This is a genomic window from Pseudomonas sp. WS 5079 (genome assembly GCF_012985465.1).
In the GTDB taxonomy this organism is placed as follows: domain Bacteria; phylum Pseudomonadota; class Gammaproteobacteria; order Pseudomonadales; family Pseudomonadaceae; genus Aquipseudomonas.
The window spans coordinates 165,535-188,287 of the sequence record NZ_JAAQWN010000008.1 but is presented as its reverse complement, the minus strand read 5'-3'; the positions used below and the strand labels follow the sequence as shown (position 1 = coordinate 188,287).

The window sequence follows — 22,753 nt, the reverse complement described above, 5'->3', positions numbered from 1 at the left end:
GCCCATGTTTGAATCTGCCGAAATCGGTCACGCCGTCGATAAGGACACTTACGACGCTGAAGTCCCGGCCTTGCGGGAAGCTTTGCTGGAGGCGCAGTTCGAGTTGCACCAGCAGGGGCGCTTCCCGGTCATCGTGCTGATCAATGGCATCGAGGGCGCCGGCAAGGGTGAAACCGTCAAGCTGCTCAATGAGTGGATGGACCCGCGCCTGATCGAGGTGCGCACCTTCGACCAGCAGACCGACGAAGAACTGGCCCGCCCACCGGCCTGGCGCTACTGGCGGCAATTGCCGGCCAAGGGGCGCATGGGGGTGTTTTTCGGCAACTGGTACAGCCAGATGTTGCAGGCGCGGGTCCACGGCCAGATCAAGGATGCGCGCCTGGACCAGGCCATTGCCGGGGCCGAACGCCTGGAGCAGATGCTCTGCGATGAAGGGGCGCTGATCTTCAAGTTCTGGTTCCACCTGTCCAAGAAACAAATGAAGGCGCGGCTCAAGGCCCTGCAGGACGACCCGCTGCACAGCTGGCGCATCAGCCCGCTGGACTGGCAGCAGTCCGAGACCTACGACAAGTTCGTGCATTTCGGTGAGCGCGTGCTGCGCCGCACCAGCCGTGACTATGCGCCCTGGCATGTGATCGAAGGTGTGGACGCCAATTACCGCGGCCTGACCGTGGGCAAGATCCTCCTGGAGAGCCTGCAAAATGCCCTCAAGGTGCCCAAGGCCAGGGCCAGCGGGATCCAGCCGGCGCCATTGCCGTCGTCGGTGGACCAGATGAGCCTGCTCGACAGCCTGGACATGACCCAGCGCCTGGAAAAGGACGACTACGAAGAGCAACTGATTACCGAACAGGCGCGGCTCTCGGGCCTGATGCGTGACAAGCGCATGCGTAAGCACGCGCTGGTCACGGTTTTTGAAGGGAACGACGCGGCGGGCAAGGGCGGGGCGATCCGCCGGGTCGCGGCGGCGCTGGACCCACGCCAGTACCGCATCGTGCCGATTGCCGCGCCTACTGAAGACGAACGCGCCCAGCCATATTTGTGGCGCTTCTGGCGGCAGATCCCGGCGCGGGGCATGTTCACGGTGTTTGACCGCTCCTGGTACGGCCGCGTGCTGGTAGAGCGCATCGAAGGCTTTTGCACCACGGCCGACTGGATGCGCGCCTACGCCGAGATCAACGATTTCGAGGAGCAACTGCGCGATTCCGGGGTGATCGTGGTCAAGTTCTGGCTGGCCATCGATAAACAGACCCAACTGGAGCGCTTCCAGGCCCGGGAAGAAATTCCGTTCAAACGCTTCAAGATCACCGAAGACGACTGGCGCAACCGCGACAAGTGGGATGCCTACCGGGCGGCGGTGGGCGACATGGTGGATCGCACCAGCACCGAGATCGCGCCCTGGACCCTGGTGGAAGCCAATGACAAGCGCTGGGCACGGGTCAAGGTGTTGCGCACCATCAACCTGGCGCTGGAAGAGGCGTTCGCCAAGTCCGACAAGCACGACAAAAAGAAGAAGCACAAATAGCGCCATGCTTTTGCATACGCCAGGTGAATGATCGTCGCGATCACCCGGCGCTGGATCTATCCTCGATCTGTCTCCCAACAACGACAAGATTGAGGTAGCCCATGCGTGAAGTAGTGATCGTCGACAGCGTGCGAACCGGCCTGGCCAAGTCCTTTCGCGGCAAGTTCAACCAGACCCGCCCCGATGACATGGCCGCGCATTGCGTCAATGCGCTGCTGAGCCGCACCGGCATCGACCCGGCCAGTGTCGAGGATTGCATTGTCGGTGCCGGCTCCAACGAAGGTGCCCAGGGCTACAACATCGGTCGCAACGTGGCGGTGCTGTCGCGCCTGGGCACCGGCACCGCCGGCATGACCCTCAACCGTTTCTGCTCCTCGGGGCTACAGGCGATTGCCATTGCGGCCAACCAGATTGCCTCGGGGTGCAGCGACATCATTGTCGCCGGTGGCGTCGAGTCCATCAGCCTGACCATGAAGAGCGTGAATACCGACAACCTGATCAACCCTTTGCTCAAGGAGCAGGTGCCGGGCATCTATTTCCCCATGGGCCAGACCGCCGAGATTGTCGCTCGCCGCTATAACGTCAGCCGCGAGGAGCAGGACCTGTACGCCTTGCAAAGCCAGCAACGCACCGCCCAGGCCCAGGCCGACGGGTTGTTTGACGATGAAATCGTGGCCATGGCGGTCAAGTACAAGGTCGAGGATAAGAACACCGGCCAGGTGCAGATTCTCGATGGCGTGGTCGACCGCGACGACTGCAACCGCCCGGACACCACCCTGGCCAGCCTGAGCGGGCTCAAGCCAGTGTTTGCCGAGGACGGCTCGGTGACAGCGGGAAACTCGTCGCAATTGTCCGATGGCGCGTCGATGACCCTGGTGATGAGCCTGGAAAAAGCCCTGGAACTGGGGCTCAAGCCCAAGGCGTTTTTCCGTGGCTTTACCGTTGCCGGTTGTGAGCCGGACGAGATGGGCATCGGCCCGGTGTTCTCGGTGCCCAAATTGCTCAAGGCCCGTGGCCTGCAAGTGGCGGACATCGACCTGTGGGAACTCAACGAGGCGTTTGCTTCGCAGTGCCTGTATGCGCGCAATCGCCTGGAGATCGACAATGCCCGGTACAACGTCAACGGCGGCTCGATCTCCATCGGCCATCCGTTCGGCATGACCGGCTCGCGGCAGGTGGGGCATCTGGTACGGGAGCTGCAACGGCGCAATTTGCGCTATGGCATCGTCACCATGTGCGTCGGCGGCGGGATGGGGGCGACCGGGTTGTTTGAAGCCGTGCGCTGATCTATTAAACACCGCAGATCAAATGTGGGGGGCTTGCCTTAATGCCAGTCAGTTAAGCGCAGATCCCCTGTGGGAGCGGGCTTGCTCGCGAAAGCAGTGGGTCAGTCAACATCAATGTTTACTGGGCCGACGTCTTCGCAGCGATACGGCGATCCGACAAGCCCGCTCCCACAGTTGGTTTGTGGTGTGCCTGATAAAAAACTTCGCCAAGGTTTACCCACATCCCCCTAGAATGCGGGTTCCTCTACCTCTGGCTCCTGGGGCACTCATGCACATCTCTTCCGGCCGCTGGGTCTACGGCTTATCCCTGACCCTGCTGACCGCGCTGCTCTGGGGCATTTTGCCGATCAAGCTCAAACAGGTACTGCAGGTGATGGACCCGATCACCGTGACCTGGTTTCGCCTGATGGTGTCCGGCAGTTGCCTGTTCGTCTACCTGGCCGCGGTCAAGCGCCTGCCCAGCCCGAAAGTCCTGGGCAAGCGCGGTGGCTGGCTGGTGGCGATGGCGGTGTGCGGCCTGGTGGGCAACTACGTGCTCTACCTGGTCGGGCTGAAGATGTTGAGCCCCGGCACGGCGCAACTGGTGGTGCAGATGGGGCCGATCTTCTTGATGATTGCCAGTGTGTTCCTGTTCAAGGAGCGTTTCAGCCTGGGGCAGGGCGTTGGCTTGCTGGTATTGATCATTGGCTTTGGGCTGTTCTTCAACCAGCGCCTGGCGGAGCTGTTGACGTCCCTGGGCACCTACACCGCCGGGGTGCTGACGATTCTGCTGGCGACCACCATCTGGGTGTTCTACGCCCTGGGCCAGAAGCAGTTGCTGACGGTGTGGAATTCGTTGCAGGTGATGATGGTGATTTACCTGTGTTGCGCGTTTCTCCTGTTGCCGTGGGTGCATCCCATGGAGGCGCTGCAACTGAGCCCATTGCAAGGCTGGCTGTTGCTGGCGTGCTGCTTCAATACGCTGATTGCCTATGGCGCATTTGCCGAGGCCCTGGCCCACTGGGAGGCGTCGCGGGTCAGTGCGACGTTGGCGATCACACCGCTGGTGACCTTTGTGGCGGTGGCGATTGCGGCCTGGTTGTGGCCTGACTATGTGCATGCCGAGCAGATCAATGGCCTGGGTTACGGCGGTGCGGTGCTGGTGGTGCTGGGATCGGCGTCGGTGGCGTTGGCGCCGTCCTTGATCGCCGGGCTCAAGGCCTGGCGCGCAAGGTTGATACAACCTCTGTAGGAGCCGGCTTGCCGGCGAAAAACCCAAGGGCAACGCGGGGCATCAGTCACCCCGCGTTATCGTTGACGTTTTTCGCCGGCAAGCCGGCTCCTACAGGAGAGGGGGTCAGTGCCCGGCTTCGAGCATGTTTTCCGGGCGTACCCACTGGTCGAACTCGGCATCGGTGAGGTAGCCCAGCTCCAGCGCGGCTTCGCGCAGTGTCAGCCCTTCGGTATAGGCCTTCTTGGCAATCTGCGCCGACTTGTCATAGCCGATATGCGGGTTCAACGCCGTCACCAGCATCAAGCCACGCTCCAGGTGCGCGGCCATTTGCTCGGCGTCGGGCTCAAGGCCTGCGATGCAATGCTCCTGGAAGTTGCGGCAGCCGTCGGCCAGCAAACGGATCGACTCCAGCAGGTTGTGGATAATCACCGGCTTGTACACGTTCAACTGCAAATGCCCTTGGCTGGCGGCAATGCCGATGGTCACGTCGTTGCCCAGCACCTGGCAGGCCAGCATCGACAGCGCTTCGCACTGGGTCGGGTTGACCTTGCCGGGCATGATCGAGCTGCCCGGCTCATTGGCCGGCAAGCGCACTTCGGCCAGCCCCGCACGTGGGCCCGAGCCCAGCAGGCGCAGGTCGTTGGCGATTTTCATCAAGGCCACGGCCAGGGTCTTCAGGGCGCCAGACAGGGTGGTCAGCGGCTCATGGCCCGACAGTGCGGCGAACTTGTTGGGCGCGGTGACAAACGGCAACCCGGACAACGCGGCGATTTCTGCGGCAATCGCCTCGCCAAAGCCATGGGGCGAGTTCAGGCCGGTGCCGACCGCCGTGCCGCCCTGGGCCAGTTCGTAGACGGCGGGCAGGGCGCTGCGAATGGCGCGCTCGGCATAATCCAGTTGCGCGATAAACGCCGAGACCTCCTGGCCAAAGGTGATGGGCGTGGCATCCATCATATGGGTGCGACCGGTCTTGACCAGCTTCATATGGCGCGCCGACAACTCCGCCAGCCCACCGGACAGCTCACGCAGCGCCGGCAGCAATTGCTCGTGCACCGCCTGCACGGTGGCGATGCTCATGGCGGTGGGGAAGCAGTCGTTGGAGCTTTGGGAGCGGTTGACGTGATCGTTGGGGTGCACCGGGCTCTTGCCGCCACGGGCCTTGCCAGACAGCTCGTTGGCGCGGCCGGCGATGACCTCGTTGGCGTTCATGTTGCTCTGGGTGCCACTGCCGGTCTGCCAGACCACCAGCGGGAACTGGTCATCATGCTTGCCGTCGAGCACTTCGTCAGCGGCCTGTTCGATCAGCCGGGCGATGTCGGCGGGCAGGTCGCCGTTGCGGTCGTTGACCCGCGCTGCAGCTTTCTTGATCAGGACCAGGGCGTGGAGTACCGCCAGTGGCATGCGTTGCTCGCCGATGGCGAAATTGACCAGTGAACGCTGGGTCTGTGCGCCCCAGTAAGCGTCATCCGGGACTTGTACTTCGCCCAGGCTGTCGGTTTCGATACGGCTCATCGCAGGGACTCTCCTTGTAGTCGGTTTGCGCAGTTTAGGCCCTGGCGGCACGTTTGGGTTCCATAAAAGCCATTTCATCGGGCAAACCCTCGCAAAACCAGGCCCTACAAGGCGTGGGGTTGAGTGCCGGCGTTTTTTAGGCGCAGAATGGTCGCCCTTGGGGTCTTACCTCGCCTGCTAGAAAAGGAAACTCGATGACTCGTCTTCGTGCCATCTGTACCGCGGTTGCTCTGGTCTGTGCCAGCGGCCAGGTTCTTGCCGATACCGCCAGCCACAACGCCAGTGCCGAAGCCTTCCTGACCCTGGCTCACGCAGACAAGCTGGGCACCCCGGTGTACATGCAAGTGCAACAAATGTTCGCCCAGCGCTTCGAGCAGACCAAGGCGCCTGCCGCCAAGCAAACCGTTCTGGACACCTACCAGGCCAAGGCCAACGCCGCCCTGGACCAGGCCATTGGCTGGAACAAGCTCAAGCCGGACATGGTCAAGCTGTACACCAGCAACTTCAGCGAGTCCGAACTCAAAGACCTGGTTGCCTTCTACAAGTCGCCACTGGGCAAGAAAGTTTTGGAGAAAATGCCGCAACTGACCCAGCAATCGGCCCAACTGACCCAGGCCAAGCTGGAAAGCGCGGTACCTGTCGTGAACAAGCTGTTGGAAGACATGACCAACGAGCTGACCCCCAAAGCCGCACCCGCCAAGAAGAAGTAAGCAATGACCATGCAGCAGCGTATCGAATCGGCACTTGCCGCCCTGAGCCCGGAACACCTGAGTGTGCTGGACGAAAGCCATATGCACAGCCGTGGATTGCAGACGCATTTCAAGGCCGTGCTGGTCAGCCAGCAGTTCGAGGGGCTCAACCGGGTCAAGCGCCATCAGAAGGTCTACGCCACGTTGGGTGACCTGATGAGCGAGTTCCATGCGCTGGCGCTGCACACCTACACGCCTGAAGAATGGGCAAAAACCGACGCAGCCCCGGCCTCGCCGACCTGCGCTGGCGGTAGCAAACACTGATATCCGGCTGCTACAAAGGCCTATGTTTTGCTAGAATCCGCAACGCGCCGCTCAGTCGGCGCGTTTTTTTTTGCATCCGGTTCACCCTTTACGAGGGTAGCCACCTGGAGAGAACACCCATGACACAACCCATCGTCGTGGCGGCACTGTATAAGTTCGTCACCCTCGAAGATTACGTGGCCCTGCGCGAGCCGCTGTTGCAGGCCATGGTCGACAACGGCATCAAGGGCACCTTGCTGATCGCCGAAGAAGGCATCAACGGTACCGTTTCCGGCAGCCGCGAAGGCATTGATGGCCTGATGGCCTGGCTGAAGAACGACCCACGCATGGTCGATATCGATCACAAAGAGTCGTACTGCGACGAGCAGCCGTTCTACCGCACCAAGGTCAAGCTGAAAAAAGAGATCGTGACCCTGGGCGTCGAAGGCGTCGACCCGAACAAGAAAGTCGGGACCTACGTTGATCCACAAGACTGGAACGCGTTAATCAGCGATCCAGAAGTGCTGTTGATCGATACCCGTAACGACTATGAAGTGTCGATCGGCACCTTTGAAGGCGCAATCGACCCGAAGACTACGAGTTTTCGCGAATTTCCCGACTACATCAAAGCCAACTTCGACCCGGCCCGGCACAAGAAAGTCGCCATGTTCTGCACCGGCGGCATTCGTTGTGAAAAAGCCTCGAGCTATATGCTCAGCGAGGGCTTCGATGAGGTGTATCACCTCAAGGGCGGCATCCTCAAATACCTCGAGGAAGTGCCCCAGGAAGAGACCAAGTGGCAGGGCGACTGCTTTGTTTTCGATAACCGCGTGACCGTGCGCCACGACTTGAGCGAAGGTGACTACGATCAATGTCATGCCTGCCGTACTCCGGTTAGCGTAGAGGACCGCGCATCCGAGCATTACGTGGCCGGCATCAGTTGCCCGCACTGCTGGGATAAGCTGTCCGAGAAGACCCGTCGCAGTGCGATCGACCGTCAGAAGCAGATCGAGCTGGCCAAGGCCCGCAACATGCCGCACCCGATTGGTTACAACTACAAGCAATCATCCACCGAGGCTTGAACCATGTCTGCGCGCCTGCTCTATGTGATGGACCCGATGTGTTCCTGGTGCTGGGGTTTTGCCCCGGTGGCCAAGGCCCTGGTTGAGCAGGCCCAGGCAGCGGGCGTGGAGTTGCACCTGGTGGTGGGCGGCTTGCGCACCGGCAGTGGCGCGGCGCTGGAGCCGGCCACCCGGCGCTATATCCTGGAGCACTGGCAGGCGGTGACTGAAGCCACTGGCCAGCCGTTCCGCCTGGAGGGCGCCTTGCCTGATGGCTTTGTGTATGACACGGAGCCGGCCTGCCGGGCCCTGGTCACCGCGCGCGGCCTGGCGCCGGATTGCGCCTGGACCTTGCTCGGGCTGATCCAGCAGGCGTTTTATGTCGAGGGCCGCGATGTGACCCGCGCCAGTGTGCTGGTGGAACTGGCCGAGACCGCCGGGGTGCCGCGTATCGAGTTTGCCGAGGCCTTTGACCGTGCCGAGCAGCATGCAGCCACGGCCGCCGATTTTACCTGGGTGCAGGATCTGGGCATTGCCGGCTTCCCCACCTTGCTGGCCGAGCGCAATGGCCAGTTGGCCTTGTTGACCAACGGCTACCAGCCGCTGTCCGAGCTCGCACCTTTGCTCGGTCGCTGGCTGGAGCGAGCTGCCTGTGCATGATCAGCCAACGCCACGGGTTGATCGGCTGACCTGGGCAGAAATCCGCCGCCTGGCCCTGCGCCATAAAAAAGCCCTGTGGATCGCCAATGGTGTCGCCGTTCTGGCGACCCTGTGCAGCGTGCCGATTCCCTTGCTCCTGCCTCTGCTGGTGGACGAGGTGCTGCTGGGCAATGGCGATGGCGCGTTGAAAGTGATGAACCATGCGTTGCCAGCAGCCTGGCAGCAGGCCGCCGGCTATATCGGCCTGATGCTGCTGATCACCCTGGTGCTGCGTTGCGCGGCGCTGGTGTTCAACGTGGTCCAGGCGCGCCTGTTTGCCGGGCTGGCCAAGGACATTGTCTATCGCATCCGTGTGCGGTTGATCGAACGGCTCAAGCGTATCTCCCTGAGCGAATACGAAAGCCTGGGCGGCGGCACCGTGACCACGCACCTGGTCACCGACCTGGACACGGTGGACAAGTTTGTCGGTGAAACCTTGAGCCGGTTCCTGGTGGCCACGTTGACCCTGGTCGGCACCTCCGGGATCCTGATGTGGATGCACTGGAAGCTGGCGCTGTTGATCCTGCTGTTCAACCCGTTGGTGATCTATGCCACGGTGCAGTTGGGCAAGCGGGTCAAGCACCTGAAGAAGCTGGAAAACGACAGCACCTCGCGGTTTACCCAGGCGCTGACGGAAACCCTGGATGCGATCCAGGAAGTGCGCGCCGGCAATCGCCAGGGCTTTTTCCTCGGGCGCCTGGGGCAGCGTGCCCAGGAAGTGCGCGACTTTGCCATCAACTCCCAATGGAAAAGCGACGCCTCCAGCCGCGCCAGTGGCCTGCTGTTCCAGTTTGGTATCGACATCTTTCGCGCGGCGGCAATGCTCACCGTGCTGTTTTCCGACCTGTCCATCGGCCAGATGCTCGCGGTGTTCAGCTACCTGTGGTTCATGATCGGCCCGGTGGAGCAACTGCTGAACCTGCAATACGCCTACTACGCTGCCGGTGGCGCGCTGACGCGCATCAACGAACTGCTGGCCCGCGCCGACGAGCCGCAATATGCCGGGGGCGAGGATCCGTTTACCGGGCACGAAACCGTGGGTATCGAGGTGCGGGGCCTGGACTTTGGCTACGGCGAAGACCTGGTGCTCAACCAACTGAACCTGGCCATCGCTCCCGGCGAGAAGGTGGCGATTGTCGGCGCCAGTGGCGGCGGTAAAAGCACCCTGGTGCAACTGCTGTTGGGGCTCTACACCCCGCAGGCAGGCACGATCCGCTTCGGCGGCGCGACCCAGCAGGCTATTGGCCTGGAAACCATCCGCGAGCATGTCGCGGTGGTGCTGCAGCACCCGGCACTGTTCAACGATACCGTGCGCGCCAACCTGACCATGGGCCGCGAACGCAGCGACCAGGCCTGTTGGCAGGCCCTAGAAATCGCCCAGCTGGAGGCTACGGTCAAAGGGTTGCCCCAGGGCCTGGACAGTATTGTCGGGCGCTCTGGCGTGCGCTTGTCCGGTGGCCAGCGCCAACGCCTGGCGATTGCCCGAATGGTACTGGCCGAGCCAAAGGTGGTGATCCTCGACGAAGCCACCTCGGCCCTGGATGCGGCCACCGAATACAACCTGCACCAGGCGCTGGCGCGGTTTCTCAGTGGGCGTACTACACTGATCATTGCTCACCGTTTGTCGGCGGTGAAGCAGGCTGATAGGGTATTGGTGTTTGACGGTGGACACATTGCCGAAGATGGCGACCACCAGCAACTGATAGCCGATGGCGGTTTGTACGCCAAGCTTTATGGACACTTGCAACAAGTTCGCTGAATCGATCCCGTATCCGATCCTGGAGGGATCGCGTTTGGCCTCGGCTGTGCTGTCAGGAGCAGTTTTTACTCGCCTGTGCTGATGCAAGGGACCTCATGAAGCAGAAGCGAACTCTCGGAACACCAAGGTTGCTGGGCATTGTCTGGCCCTTTATTGCCGTCGTCCTGTTTCAGGCACTGCTGGGCTGCGTCAGCCTCTACATGCTGTCGGCCGTGCGCGGCTATGTGGCGGGCGAGAGCCTGTGGTCCAAGGGCCAGAAAGACGCCATCTACTATCTGACGCTATACGCCGACAACCGCGACCAGGCGACCTTTCTCAAATACCAGAATGCGATTGCGGTGCCCCAGGGCGGGCACGAGTTGCGGGTTGCCCTTGATCGCCCCAGCCCTGACCTCGCGGCGGCGCGCCTGGGGATTCTCAAGGGCGGTAACCATCCAGATGATGTGTCGAGCCTGATCTGGCTCTATCTCAACTTTCGCCATTTCAGCTACCTGGAAAAAGCCATCGAGCTGTGGACCATCGGTGATGGCTACCTGGTGCAACTCGATGACCTGGCGCAGGAGATGCACAGGGGGATCATTGCCAATCGGGTCAGCAGCGCCGACATCCATGCCTGGAAAGAGCGGATTATCGCCATCAACGATGGCGTGACACCGGCGGCCAAGGCCTTCAGCGATGCCCTGGGCGAAGGCTCCAGGATGATTCTGCGCCTGCTGGTGACCACCAACCTGGCCACCGCCCTCGGCCTGATCGCCCTGGCGTTGCTGCGCACCCGCAAGCTCTTGGCCCAGCGGCACGCGTTTGCCGATGCCTTGCAACTGGAGAGGGAGCGGGCGCAGATCACCCTGGAGTCCATTGGCGATGGGGTGATCACCACCGATGTCGACGGGGCGATCGCCTATATGAACCCGGCGGCGGAATCCCTGACCCACTGGAACGCGGCCCAGGCCCAGGGCTTGCCGTTGGCCGCGCTGTTCAATCTGCTGGATGAACACGCCCAGGCCGATGGGTTTACCCTGATCGATCACATTCTTGACGGCCAACTCAGTGGCGGCAGCGAGCACTCCAAGCTGATCCAGCGCCTGGATGGCAGTACCGTGTCCGTGACCCTGGTGGGCGCACCGATCCGCAGTGCTGGCAAGGTCAGCGGGGCGGTGCTGGTGTTGCACGACATGACCCAGGAGCGCCAATACATCGCCAACCTGTCCTGGCAGGCGACCCATGATGCATTGACCGGGCTGGCCAACCGGCGCGAATTTGAGTATCGCCTGGAGCAGGTGCTACACGGCATCGGGCGCCAGCAGTCGGCGCGGCATGCCTTGATGTTCCTCGACCTGGACCAGTTCAAACTGGTCAACGACACCTGTGGCCATGCGGCAGGCGATGAATTGCTGCGGCATATCTGCGCCCTGCTGCAATCGGACCTGCGCGAAGGCGATACCCTGGCCCGCCTGGGCGGCGATGAGTTTGGCATTCTGCTGGAGAACTGCCCGGCGCCGGTGGCCGAGAAAATCGCCGAGAGCCTGCGTCATACCGTGCAAAACCTGCACTTCGTCTGGAAAGGCCGACCGTTTGTCACCACGGTCAGTATCGGCCTGGTGCATATCACCCACACCCCGACCACCCTGGAAACTTCGTTGCGTGCTGCCGATATGGCCTGCTACATGGCCAAGGAGAAGGGACGCAACCGGGTGCAGGTCTATCACGCCGATGACACCGAATTGTCCCTGCGTTTTGGCGAAATGGCCTGGATCCAGCGCTTGCACATGGCCCTGGAAGAGGACCGTTTTTGCCTGTATGCCCAGGAAATCGCCCCCTTGGGCCACACCGAGGCGGGCAACGGGCATATCGAGATTCTGCTGCGCCTGCACGATGAGGCCGGGCGGATGATCTTGCCCGACAGCTTTATCCCGGCCGCCGAGCGTTATGGGTTGATGACCTCCCTGGACCGCTGGGTGGTGGAGAACGTGTTCAAGCTGATTGCCCGCTGCATGGTCGAGCGACCGGGCAGGCCCATGGCGATGTGTGCGATCAACCTGTCGGGCATTACCATCGGCGATGACGACTTCCTGCGCTTTTTGCGGGAGAAGTTCAGCGCCTACGGCATTCCGCCGGGGATGATCTGTTTTGAAATCACTGAAACCAGTGCAATTTCCAACCTGGGCAGCGCGATTCGTTTTATCAATGAGCTCAAGGCCTTGGGTTGTTGCTTCTCCCTGGATGACTTTTGTGCGGGGATGTCCTCATTCGCCTACCTCAAACATTTACCTGTAGACTTCCTGAAGATCGATGGAAGTTTCGTAAAGGATATGCTGGACGACCCGATTAACCGCGCCATGGTCGAAGTGATCAACCACATCGGCCATGTCATGGGTAAGCGCACTATTGCCGAGTTTGTCGAAACGCCGCACATCGAGCAGGCATTGCTCGAGATCGGCGTGGACTACGCTCAGGGCTACCTGATTGAACGCCCGCAATTGTTTACCTTCGATAGTTTGCAGTGTCGACCTGCGCGCCCGCAGCCTCTGTTGTTCAGGGCGCCCGGCACGTTCCGCTGAAACATCTGCTGGTCTGTACACATCACACATCAAAAGGAGCCCGACAGTGATCGACACATTCAGCAGAACCGGCCCGCTTATGGAAGCCTCAAGTTACCCCGCCTGGGCTCAGCAACTGATCCAGGACTGTAGCGAGAGCAAGCGCCGAGTTGTCGAACACGAACTGTACCAGCGCATGCGCGATAACAAGCTCAGTGCCAAGACCATGCGCCATTACCTGATTGGTGGCTGGCCAGTGGTGGAACAGTTCGCGTTGTACATGGCACAAAACCTGACCAAGACCAAGTTTGCCCGTCACCCCGGCGAGGATATGGCGCGACGTTGGTTGATGCGCAATATTCGCGTGGAACTGAACCATGCCGATTATTGGGTGCATTGGGCGCGCGCCCATGGTGTTGGCCTGGAAGAGTTGCAGGCGCAGAACGTACCGCCCGAGTTGCATGCACTGAGTCATTGGTGCTGGCACACCAGTTCGGCCGACTCGTTGATCGTCGCGATTGCGGCCACCAACTACGCCATCGAGGGGGCCACTGGGGAGTGGTCTGCGCTGGTGTGTTCGACGGGCGTGTATGCCGCAGCGTTCCCCGAAGAAGATCGCAAGCGCGCCATGAAGTGGCTGAAGATGCATGCCCAGTACGATGATGCCCACCCGTGGGAAGCACTGGAAATCATCTGCACCCTAGCGGGGATGAACCCGAGCAAGGCGTTGCAAGTGGAGTTGCGCCAGGCCGTGTGCAAGAGCTACGACTACATGTACCTGTTCCTGGAACGCTGCATGCAGTTGGAGAAAACCCCAGTGACCCGCGAGCGCCAGGTATTGGCGACCAGCGAAGCCTGACCCAGGCAGGGCGGGGTAGCGTTTACCCCGCCATTGCCAGGCGGTTGCGGCCTTCGCGCTTGGCCACATACAAGGCATTGTCGGCCCGGCGCAGCAGGCTCTCGGCCGACTCGCCTGCCAGCAAGGTCGCGCAACCCAGGCTCACCGTCAATTCGATACGCGTGGTGTCCGCCCAGTAGTCCTGGGCCTGTGCTGCCTGGCGCAGGCGTTCGCCCACCATGGCCGCGGCATCGCGCCCGGTGTTGGACAGCAGGATCAGGAACTCTTCCCCGCCAAACCGAAACACCATGTCCACATTGCGCAACTGGCCCTTGATCGAGGCTGCGACGGCCTTGAGCACCTTGTCGCCGGTGGCGTGGCCGTGGCTGTCGTTGATGCGCTTGAAGTGATCGATATCGAGCATCAGCAAGGACAGCGGATGCAGGTGCCGCTTGGCCATCTCGATCTCCCGGCCCAGGGTCTGGTCCATGGCGATGCGGTTGCCGGTCTCGGTCAGCGGGTCACGCAGGGCGCTGCGGGTCGCGGTGCGATACAGCAGGGCGTTGCGCATCGGGTAGAGCAGGCTGGCCAACAGCGACTCCAGGTTGCCCTGTTCTTCTTCGCTGAAACGCTGGTTGCGGCGAAACACCAGCTCTCCCAGATGCTCGCCCTGGTGGCTGAGGCTATAGCTCACGGAGTGATGGCCGCGCTGGCCATATTCCAGGCGCAGGTCGCTGGCTTCATGGCGGTATTGCAGGGCGTCCAGGGGCACCAGGCGCTGCACTTCGCGAAAGAACAGGCCAAGGATCCGCTCGGCTTCCAGGCTGGTCTGCAATTGCAGGTTCAGCTGCTGGCGCAGTTGCGCGAGGCTGATGGGGCGCCGTGCGATAAGGGAAGGCTGGCCAAAGCCCAGGCGTTGCAATTTGGCACTATCGAAGTCAATTGCGTTGGTCTGGGTCGGTGTTTTCATAAACGGGCAGGCCTCTAAGCACAGAATGCTGTCTTACAGGCTCGATGGGAGCGGCCACTGGCGGGCGTCTTACTGTTCCTTCAGTTCCGTAAAACTTAGGTAACAGTCTAGTCCGCTTTGCCGGGGGTTATAACCCCTGATCCCATGCCGCACGTCTTGATGTCGCGCTGCCTGCTTAAGCATATTGGAGCGAAAACCGTGCCAGTTAGTGCAATTAGTTTTTAGTGCTTATAAAACAAGGGGATGGGATTTATTGAGGAAAGGGAGCGGTGGGAATTTGGCGCAGGCCCATTGAGCCCGACACTGCGCCATCGCGGGCAAGCCCGCTCCCACAATGGCGTGGTGTCATGTCCGAAGATTATTGCGCGTCGAACGCCTGCCCATTGATCCCCGAGCTATCCGGGCCCATCAGGTACAGGTACACCGGCATGATCTCTTCCGGCAGCGGGTTGTTGGCCGGGTTTTCCCCTGGATAGGCCTGGGCGCGCATGCTGGTGCGGGTGGCGCCGGGGTTGATGCTGTTGGCACGTACTGCCGCGACGGTGTCGAGTTCGTCGGCCAGGGTTTGCATCAGGCCTTCGGTGGCGAATTTCGACACACCATAGGCGCCCCAGTAGGCCCGGCCCTTGCGCCCGACGCTGCTGGAGGTGAACACCACCGAAGCGTCCTGGGACAGCTTGAGCAGCGGCAGCAGGGTGGCGGTCAGCATAAACATGGCGTTGACGTTGATATGCATGACCCGCATGAAATTCTCGCCCGACAGCTGTTCGATCGGGGTGCGTGGGCCGATGATCGAGGCGTTGTGCAGCAGCCCGTCGAGATGACCGAATTCTTTTTCAATCATTGCCGCCAGCTCATCGTATTGATGGGGCAGGGCGGTTTCCAGGTTGAACGGGATCACCACCGGTTGCGGGTGACCGGCGGCTTCGATTTCATCGTAGACCTGGGCCAGGTTGGCTTCGGTCTTGCCCAGCAACAGTACGGTGGCACCGTGGGCGGCATAGGTCTTGGCCGCCGCTGCACCAATCCCGCGACCGGCACCGGTGACCAGGATGACCCGGTCCTTGAGCAATTCTGGGCGTGCGGAGTAATCAAACATAATCGACCTCAACAAAAATTCAGTCTGAATGTGGGGCGGGCTTGCTCGCGATAGCACAGTGTCAGTCAATAAATCGGCAACTGATTCACTGCTATCGCTGGCAAGCCAGCTCCCACATTGATCTCAGTGTTTCAGTGTCAGCAACTGCAGAGTGCGCTATCGAGCACCTTGCGCAGTTCCAGCGGGTGATCGACCACGACGTCGGCGCCCCAGTTGCGGGCGTTGTCGTCAGGGTGGATGTAGCCGTAGGTGACGGCCGCAGTACGGGTGCCGGCGTCGCGGCCCGACTCGATATCCCGCAGGTCGTCGCCCACGAACAGTACGCTGGCCGGGTCCAGGTCAAGCATCTTGCAGGCCAGGATCAGCGGCTCCGGGTCGGGCTTGCTGTTCTTTACGTGGTCCGGGCATATCAGCAGCGCCGAGCGCTGGGCCAGGCCCAGTTGTTCCATGATCGGCTCGGCAAAGCGCAGGGGCTTGTTGGTGACTACGCCCCAGATCAGCTTGGAACGCTCGATGTCTTCCAGCAGTTCGGCCATGCCATCAAACAACTTGCTGTGGATTGCGCAGCCCTTGACGTAGCGTTCGAGGAACTCCAGGCGCAGCTCTTCAAAGCCTGGGGACTGCGGGTCCATGGAAAACGTCACGGCGACCATGGCCCGGGCACCGCCGGAAATTTCATCGCGGATATGCTGGTCGTTGATCGGCGCAAGCCCGCGCTCGGTGCGCATGGCCTGGCAGATGGCGATAAAGTCCGGCGCGGTATCGAGCAGCGTACCGTCCATGTCGAAAAGAACCGCTTTCAACTTCACAGGCTTATTCCTCTCGCAGGGTCTGGATCATGTAATTGACGTCGACGTCGCTGGCCAGCTTGTAGTGCTTGGTCAGTGGGTTGTAGGTCAGGCCGATGATGTCCTTGACGGTCAGCCCGGCCTGGCGGCTCCAGGCGCCCAGTTCGGAAGGGCGGATGAACTTCTTGAAGTCATGGGTGCCGCGTGGCAGCAGCTTCATGATGTATTCGGCGCCGATGATCGCGAACAGGTAGGCCTTGGGGTTGCGGTTGATGGTGGAGAAGAACACCTGGCCGCCGGGCTTGACCATGCGGAAGCAGGCGCGGATCACCGACGATGGGTCGGGCACGTGCTCCAGCATCTCCAGGCAGGTCACTACGTCAAACTGCTCGGGCATTTCCTCGGCCAGGGCTTCGGCGGTGATCTGCCGGTACTCCACGCTCACGCCCGACTCCAACTGATGCAGCTGGGCCACGGCCAGGGGCGCTTCGCCCATGTCGATGCCCATCACCGTCGCGCCGCGCTGGGCCATGGCCTCGCTGAGAATGCCGCCACCGCAGCCCACGTCGAGGACCTTCTTGCCGGCCAGGTTGACGCGCTCGTCAATCCAGTTGACCCGCAGCGGGTTGATGTCGTGCAGCGGCTTGAACTCGCTTTCGCGGTCCCACCAGCGGTGAGCCAGGGCTTCGAATTTGGCGATTTCGGCGTGGTCGACGTTACTCATGGGTAGTCCTCTAAATCCGATAAAACGGTGTGCCTGGCCCGGAAGGCTGATCCGGGGGCGGCGTTATTCTGGGTGTCCGCTGATGCGCCGGCCCCAGGCAGCGGCCGTGGCGCTCAGTTGCTGTTCATCCATGCGGGTCAGTTGCCGGTCGTCGAGCAGTTGCTTGCCGCCGACCCAAAGGTGTTTCACACAATCGCGGCCGGTGGCATATATAAGCTGCGAGACCGGATCGTAGATCGGTTGCTGGGCCAGGCCAGAAAGGTCGAAGGCTACGATATCCGCGGCCTTGCCCACTTCCAGCGAGCCGATTTCTGTTTCCAGGCCCATGGCCCGCGCACCGTTGAGGGTGGCCATGCGCAGCGCGCGATGGGCATCCAGGGCGCTGGCCGAGCCAGCAACGGCCTTGGCCAGCAGCGCGGCGGTGCGGGTTTCACCCAGCAGGTCGAGGTCATTGTTGCTTGCCGCGCCGTCGGTGCCTACTGCCACATTGACGCCGGCCTGCCACAGACGTTCCACCGGGCAGAAGCCACTGGCCAGTTTCAGGTTGGATTCCGGGCAGTGGATCACGCTGCTGTTGCTTTCTACCAGCAACGCCAGGTCGTCTTCGCTGATTTGGGTCATATGAACGGCCTGCAGCCGCGGGCCGAGCAAGCCCAGGCGTGCGAGGCGGGCCAGGGGCCGTTCGCCATACTGCTCGATGGACTGCTGCACTTCAAAGGCCGTCTCGTGGACATGCATATGAATGGCGGCGTCCAGCTCCTCGGCGATCACCCGGACTTTTTCCAGGTTCGCATCGCTGACGGTATAGGGCGCATGGGGGCCAAAGGCGATTTTGATCCGTGGGTGATGCTTGAGGTCGCCAAACAGCTCCACGCCCTGGCGGATCGCCTCATCGGCGGTGGCGGCGCCGGGGGTCGGGAAGTCGAGGATCGGCATCGCAATTTGCGCGCGCATACCGCTGTTGTGCACGCGTTCGCTGGCGACCTTGGGGAAGAAGTACATGTCTGAGAAGCAACTGATGCCGCCCTTGATCTGCTCGGCGATCGCCAGGTCAGTGCCGTCGCGCACGAAGGCTTCATCGACCCACTTGGCTTCGGCCGGCCAGATATGGTGTTGCAGCCAGGTCATCAGCGGCAGGTCGTCGGCCAGGCCGCGAAACAGACTCATCGCCGCATGGCCGTGGGCATTCACCAGGCCCGGGCTGAGCAGCACCCCCGGCAGCTCGCGTACTTCGTGGGCTGCCAGCTTCAGCGCCTGGGCGCGCGGGCCGATAAATGCGATGCGGCCATCGCGAATGCCCAGGCCATGTGCCTTGAGCACCACGCCCGCAGGCTCGACCGGTACCAGCCAGCTTGGCAGCAGCAGTAAGTCGAGCGGGGCGGCAGGTGGCGTCATAGCGGGCATCGTCCGGGGCGGTCATATAAAGAGGGCGAAGTATACCCGAGCGTCCTGGCTGGCGGATCGCTATAATCCGCGGCTTTTGTTGATGAGTACGGGGTGAGGGATGCGCGATCGACTGTTGGCGGCGGAGAAAGTGAGGGCCATCGATTGGCGTGATGGCGCACTGCACCTGCTCGATCAGCGTGCGCTGCCGTCCCGGGAAAGCTGGGTCATATGCTCGTCGGTCGACGAAGTGGCCGCAGCCATTCGTATGATGGTGGTGCGCGGCGCGCCGGCCATTGGCATCAGCGCGGCCTACGGCCTGGTGCTGGCCGCCCGTGCACGGATTGCCGAGGGCGGTGACTGGCAGGCTGCATGGGAGGAGGACTACGCGCTGCTGGCCGAATCCCGGCCCACCGCGTCAAACCTCTTCTGGGCCCTCAAGCGCTTGCGCGATCGCCTCGACCGCCTCAAGAAGCACGCCGACCCGTTGGCGGTGCTGGAGGCCGAAGCTATCGCGATCCATGAAAGCGACCGTGAAGCCAACCTGACCATGGCGCAATTGGGCGTCGAATTGATCCGCAAACACCAGGGCAATGCCCAGGCCATCCTCACCCACGGCAATGCCGGGGCCTTGGCTAGCGGTGGCGTGGGCACGGCGCTGGGGGTGATCCGCGCGGCGTTTCTGGAAGGAATGGTCGAGCAAGTCTATGCCAACGAAACCCGCCCCTGGCTGCAAGGCTCGCGGCTGACTGCCTGGGAGCTGGCGAGCGAGGGCATCCCGGTTACGGTGAATGCCGACTCGGCCGGCGCGCATATCCTCAAGACCAAAGGCGTGACCTGGGTAATTGTTGGCGCCGACTGCATTGCGGCCAATGGCGATGTGATCAGCAAGATCGGCACTTACCAACTGGCGGTAAGCGCCATGCACCATGGTGTGCGCTTCATGGTAGTGGCCCCCAGCTCTACGCTGGACCTGATGATGGCCACTGGCGATGACGTTGCCCTGGAAGAGCGGGATGCCGGCGAGCTGCTGGAGGTCGCCGGGCAGCGGTTTGCCGCCGATGTCGCAGCCTTTAACCCGGTGTTTGACGTCACGCCGGCGGACCTGATCGACGTGATCGTCACCGAAAAAGGCATTGTCGAGCGGCCGGACGCGGCCAAGCTGGCCCAGTTGATGTGTCGCAAGCGTCTGCATTAAGGGCTGTAATATCTGGCAGATTGCAATCTCGGGCACGCGTGGTTCCACACGTTGAATGCATTTGCAAATCAACTGTGGGAGTGGGCTTGCCCGCGATGGGCTTCGAAAGCCAACAAAACCCTCGGTTCCATAGGCAAATCCAAGCCTAGATTCAGCTCTGAGCCCCTCTCGTCGCCCTCAAGCCTGTCATCGGTCAACTTACTACGCTCCATGCGCATCTGGGGGATAGGTGCGTGGCGGCGATTGTGATACCATTCGGCGGTTTCCAGGGTCACCCCAAGGGGCGGCCCTTAATGCGCAGATCCGTGTCATAACTCGTTGATTTGTCGTAAGTCGTTGCCAGGCATCATGTCGGCGGCGGCGAGCTTCGTTCGTCCCAAATGGATGTGACGAGGTTTCACCCGAAAAAGGAATCAGGCTTCTCATGGGCGAACTGGCCAAAGAAATCCTCCCGGTCAATATCGAAGACGAGCTGAAACAGTCCTACCTCGACTACGCGATGAGCGTAATTGTCGGGCGGGCACTGCCTGATGCGCGCGATGGCTTGAAGCCCGTGCACCGGCGTGTGCTGTTCGCGATGAGCGAGCTGGGTAACGACTGGAACAAGCCGTACAAGAAATCTGCCCGTGTTGTCGGTGACGTGATCGGTAAGTATCACCCTCACGGCGACACTGCGGTGTACGACACCATCGTTCGGATGGCCCAGCCGTTTTCCCTGCGCTACCTGCTGGTAGACGGCCAGGGCAACTTCGGTTCGGTGGACGGCGACAACGCGGCGGCCATGCGATACACCGAAGTGCGCATGACCAAGCTGGCACACGAGCTGCTGGCCGACCTGCACAAGGAAACCGTGGACTGGGTGCCGAACTACGACGGCACCGAAATGATCCCGGCGGTCATGCCGACCCGTATTCCCAACCTGTTGGTCAACGGCTCCAGCGGTATCGCCGTGGGCATGGCCACCAACATCCCGCCACACAACCTCGGTGAAGTCATCGACGGTTGCCTGGCCCTCATCGACAACCCTGAGCTGACCGTCGATGAGCTGATGCAATACATCCCCGGCCCGGACTTCCCGACCGCCGCGATCATCAATGGTCGTGCCGGCATCATCGAAGCCTATCGCACCGGTCGTGGCCGCATCTACATGCGCGCGCGCTCGATGATCGAAGACATCGACAAGGTCGGTGGCCGCCAGCAGATCGTCATCACCGAACTGCCTTACCAGCTGAACAAGGCGCGTCTGATCGAGAAGATCGCCGAGCTGGTTAAAGAGAAGAAACTCGAAGGTATTACCGAGCTACGCGACGAGTCCGACAAAGACGGTATGCGCGTGGTGATCGAGCTGCGTCGTGGCGAAGTGCCTGAGGTGATCCTCAACAACCTCTACGCCCAGACCCAGCTGCAAAGCGTGTTTGGTATCAACGTCGTGGCCTTGATCGACGGTCGCCCGCGCATCCTGAACCTCAAGGATCTGCTGGAAGCCTTCGTCCGTCACCGTCGCGAAGTGGTGACCCGCCGTACCGTATTCGAGCTGCGCAAGGCCCGTGAACGTGGGCACATCCTGGAAGGCCAGGCGGTTGCGCTGTCGAACATCGACCCGGTCATCGCCCTGATCAAGGCCTCGCCGACCCCGTCGGAAGCCAAGGAAGCACTGATCAAGATGCCGTGGGAATCCAGCGCCGTCGTGGCGATGGTTGAACGTGCCGGTGCCGATTCGTGCCGTCCGGAGACCCTGGATCCGCAATACGGCCTGCGCGATGGCAAGTACTTCCTGTCGCCGGAACAGGCCCAGGCCATCCTGGAACTGCGCCTGCACCGCCTGACCGGTCTGGAGCACGAGAAGCTGCTGGCCGAGTACCAGGAGATCCTCAACCAGATCGGCGAGCTGATCCGCATCCTCAATAGCGCCGTGCGCCTGATGGAAGTGATCCGCGAAGAACTGGAAGTGATCCGCGCCGAATACGGCGACGTGCGCCGCACCGAAATTCTCGATGCACGCCTGGACCTGACCCTGGGTGACATGATCCCGGAAGAAGAGCGCGTGGTGACCATTTCCCACGGCGGCTACGCCAAGACCCAGCCTTTGGCTGCGTACCAGGCCCAGCGTCGTGGTGGTAAAGGCAAGTCGGCGACTGGCGTCAAGGATGAGGACTACATCGCTCACCTGCTGGTAGCCAACAGCCACACCACGCTGCTGCTGTTCTCCAGCAAAGGCAAGGTGTACTGGCTCAAGACCTACGAGATCCCGGAAGCGTCCCGCGCTGCCCGTGGTCGTCCGCTGGTCAACCTGTTGCCGCTGGACACCGACGAATACATCACCACCATGCTGCCGGTCGAGGAATACACCGAGGGTCACTTCATCTTCATGGCCACCGCCAAAGGCACCGTGAAGAAGACCCCGCTGGAATCCTTCAGCCGCCAGCGCAGCGTGGGCCTGATCGCCCTGGAGCTGGACGAGGGCGACGTACTGATTTCCGCCGCCATTACCGATGGCGAGCGCGAAGTCATGCTGTTCTCCGACGGTGGCAAGGTGACGCGCTTCAAGGAATCCGACGTACGTGCCATGGGTCGTACCGCCCGTGGTGTGCGCGGCATGCGCCTGCCGGAAGGGCAGAAGCTGATTTCCATGCTGATCCCGGAAGAAGGCAGCCAGATCCTTACCGCTTCGGCTCGTGGTTATGGCAAGCGCACCGCCATCAGCGAGTTCCCCGAGTACAAGCGTGGCGGCCAGGGCGTTATCGCTATGGTCAGCAACGATCGCAACGGCCGTCTGGTCGGCGCGGTGCAGGTGCTGGATGGCGAGGAAATCATGCTGATTTCCGACCAGGGCACCCTGGTGCGTACCCGGGTTGATGAAGTGTCGAGCCTGGGCCGTAACACCCAGGGCGTGACCTTGATCAAGCTGGCCAGCGACGAGACCCTGGTGGGTCTGGAGCGTGTCCAGGAGCCATCGGAAGTCGAAGGCGAGGAGCTGGAAGGCGAGGAATTCGATGGCGAGGTGATCGCAGCCGGCGATGACAGCGTCGACGAGCCAACCCTCGATGCTGCCGCAGACGAGGAAGAACCGCAGGAATAAGCGGACAACCAAGGGGGCGGATGAAGATTCGCCCCCTTGTTATTTGTCCCTTTTGAAAATTTGCGATACTGCGCATTCCCCTGTGGGAGCGGG

At 61.6% G+C, this 22,753-nt stretch carries 18 protein-coding genes; 12 read left to right on the top strand and 6 right to left on the bottom strand.

Translation table 11 applies throughout. The features are described from left to right. Positions 1 to 4 precede the first annotated feature (4 nt). The 3 genes from pap (at position 5) to HBO05_RS21585 (ending at position 4,039) form a co-directional block, all read left to right on the top strand. A complete protein-coding gene (gene pap, locus HBO05_RS21595; protein ID WP_172314007.1) occupies positions 5 to 1,522 on the top strand; it encodes a polyphosphate:AMP phosphotransferase in 1,518 nt (505 codons plus the stop codon). Positions 1,523 to 1,623: 101 nt separating this feature from the next. After that, on the top strand, positions 1,624 to 2,808 hold the full coding sequence (locus HBO05_RS21590) for a thiolase family protein (protein WP_172314005.1): 1,185 nt from the start codon (positions 1,624 to 1,626) through the stop codon (positions 2,806 to 2,808). A 268-nt stretch (positions 2,809 to 3,076) separates the two neighbouring features. After that, the gene (locus HBO05_RS21585; protein ID WP_172314003.1) at positions 3,077 to 4,039 is read left to right on the top strand and encodes a DMT family transporter; all 963 of its coding nucleotides are present in this window, start codon (positions 3,077 to 3,079) and stop codon (positions 4,037 to 4,039) included. Between the two features lie 105 nt (positions 4,040 to 4,144). On the opposite strand, the gene HBO05_RS21580 is transcribed toward HBO05_RS21585, so the two are convergent. Next, entirely contained in the window at positions 4,145 to 5,533 is a 1,389-nt protein-coding gene (locus HBO05_RS21580) for a class II fumarate hydratase (protein WP_169952765.1), read from the bottom strand. Positions 5,534 to 5,727: 194 nt separating this feature from the next. Between HBO05_RS21580 and HBO05_RS21575 the strand changes: the two genes are divergently transcribed. The 7 genes from HBO05_RS21575 (at position 5,728) to HBO05_RS21545 (ending at position 13,440) form a co-directional block, all read left to right on the top strand. Further along, positions 5,728 to 6,243 (top strand): DUF2059 domain-containing protein, encoded by a 516-nt coding sequence (locus HBO05_RS21575; RefSeq protein WP_115127820.1) that lies wholly within the window; start codon positions 5,728 to 5,730, stop codon positions 6,241 to 6,243. Positions 6,244 to 6,246: 3 nt separating this feature from the next. Then, on the top strand, positions 6,247 to 6,546 hold the full coding sequence (locus tag HBO05_RS21570) for a BolA family protein (protein ID WP_115127821.1): 300 nt from the start codon (positions 6,247 to 6,249) through the stop codon (positions 6,544 to 6,546). A gap of 119 nt (positions 6,547 to 6,665) precedes the next feature. Further along, on the top strand, positions 6,666 to 7,607 hold the full coding sequence (locus tag HBO05_RS21565) for a rhodanese-related sulfurtransferase (RefSeq protein ID WP_170057031.1): 942 nt from the start codon (positions 6,666 to 6,668) through the stop codon (positions 7,605 to 7,607). A gap of 36 nt (positions 7,608 to 7,643) precedes the next feature. Beyond that, positions 7,644 to 8,246, top strand: a complete 603-nt coding sequence (locus HBO05_RS21560) for a DsbA family protein (RefSeq protein WP_169952869.1) — start codon at positions 7,644 to 7,646, stop codon at positions 8,244 to 8,246. Beyond that, positions 8,239 to 10,044, top strand: coding sequence for an ABC transporter ATP-binding protein (locus HBO05_RS21555; protein ID WP_169952763.1), 1,806 nt, complete (start codon positions 8,239 to 8,241; stop codon positions 10,042 to 10,044). The genes HBO05_RS21560 and HBO05_RS21555 overlap by 8 nt, the downstream gene beginning before the upstream one ends. A 95-nt stretch (positions 10,045 to 10,139) precedes the next feature. Then, positions 10,140 to 12,602: an EAL domain-containing protein gene (locus HBO05_RS21550; protein ID WP_172314001.1), complete on the top strand. Its 2,463-nt coding sequence runs from the start codon at positions 10,140 to 10,142 to the stop codon at positions 12,600 to 12,602. Between the two features lie 46 nt (positions 12,603 to 12,648). Next, on the top strand, positions 12,649 to 13,440 hold the full coding sequence (locus HBO05_RS21545; RefSeq protein WP_169952760.1) for an iron-containing redox enzyme family protein: 792 nt from the start codon (positions 12,649 to 12,651) through the stop codon (positions 13,438 to 13,440). Between the two features lie 22 nt (positions 13,441 to 13,462). Here the strand turns inward: HBO05_RS21545 and HBO05_RS21540 are convergent, their stop codons facing one another. From HBO05_RS21540 to HBO05_RS21520, 5 genes are all read right to left on the bottom strand, one after another. Continuing rightward, the gene (locus tag HBO05_RS21540) at positions 13,463 to 14,389 is read right to left on the bottom strand and encodes a GGDEF domain-containing protein (RefSeq protein ID WP_169952758.1); all 927 of its coding nucleotides are present in this window, start codon (positions 14,387 to 14,389) and stop codon (positions 13,463 to 13,465) included. Between the two features lie 358 nt (positions 14,390 to 14,747). Continuing rightward, positions 14,748 to 15,488, bottom strand: a complete 741-nt coding sequence (locus tag HBO05_RS21535) for a YciK family oxidoreductase (RefSeq protein ID WP_032863166.1) — start codon at positions 15,486 to 15,488, stop codon at positions 14,748 to 14,750. 137 nt (positions 15,489 to 15,625) lie between these two features. Continuing rightward, on the bottom strand, positions 15,626 to 16,297 hold the full coding sequence (gene mupP / locus HBO05_RS21530) for an N-acetylmuramic acid 6-phosphate phosphatase MupP (RefSeq protein WP_169952756.1): 672 nt from the start codon (positions 16,295 to 16,297) through the stop codon (positions 15,626 to 15,628). A 4-nt stretch (positions 16,298 to 16,301) separates the two neighbouring features. Beyond that, entirely contained in the window at positions 16,302 to 17,000 is a 699-nt protein-coding gene (ubiG, locus tag HBO05_RS21525; protein WP_003172645.1) for a bifunctional 2-polyprenyl-6-hydroxyphenol methylase/3-demethylubiquinol 3-O-methyltransferase UbiG, read from the bottom strand. 63 nt (positions 17,001 to 17,063) lie between these two features. Then, positions 17,064 to 18,395 (bottom strand): TRZ/ATZ family hydrolase, encoded by a 1,332-nt coding sequence (locus HBO05_RS21520; protein ID WP_172313999.1) that lies wholly within the window; start codon positions 18,393 to 18,395, stop codon positions 17,064 to 17,066. 109 nt (positions 18,396 to 18,504) lie between these two features. On the opposite strand from HBO05_RS21520, the gene mtnA reads away from it, so the two are divergent. Both mtnA and gyrA read left to right on the top strand, forming a co-directional pair. Beyond that, positions 18,505 to 19,581: an S-methyl-5-thioribose-1-phosphate isomerase gene (gene mtnA, locus HBO05_RS21515; RefSeq protein WP_172313997.1), complete on the top strand. Its 1,077-nt coding sequence runs from the start codon at positions 18,505 to 18,507 to the stop codon at positions 19,579 to 19,581. Positions 19,582 to 20,005: 424 nt separating this feature from the next. Continuing rightward, positions 20,006 to 22,660: a DNA gyrase subunit A gene (gene gyrA, locus HBO05_RS21510; protein ID WP_029298707.1), complete on the top strand. Its 2,655-nt coding sequence runs from the start codon at positions 20,006 to 20,008 to the stop codon at positions 22,658 to 22,660. The last annotated feature ends 93 nt before the right edge of the window (positions 22,661 to 22,753 follow it).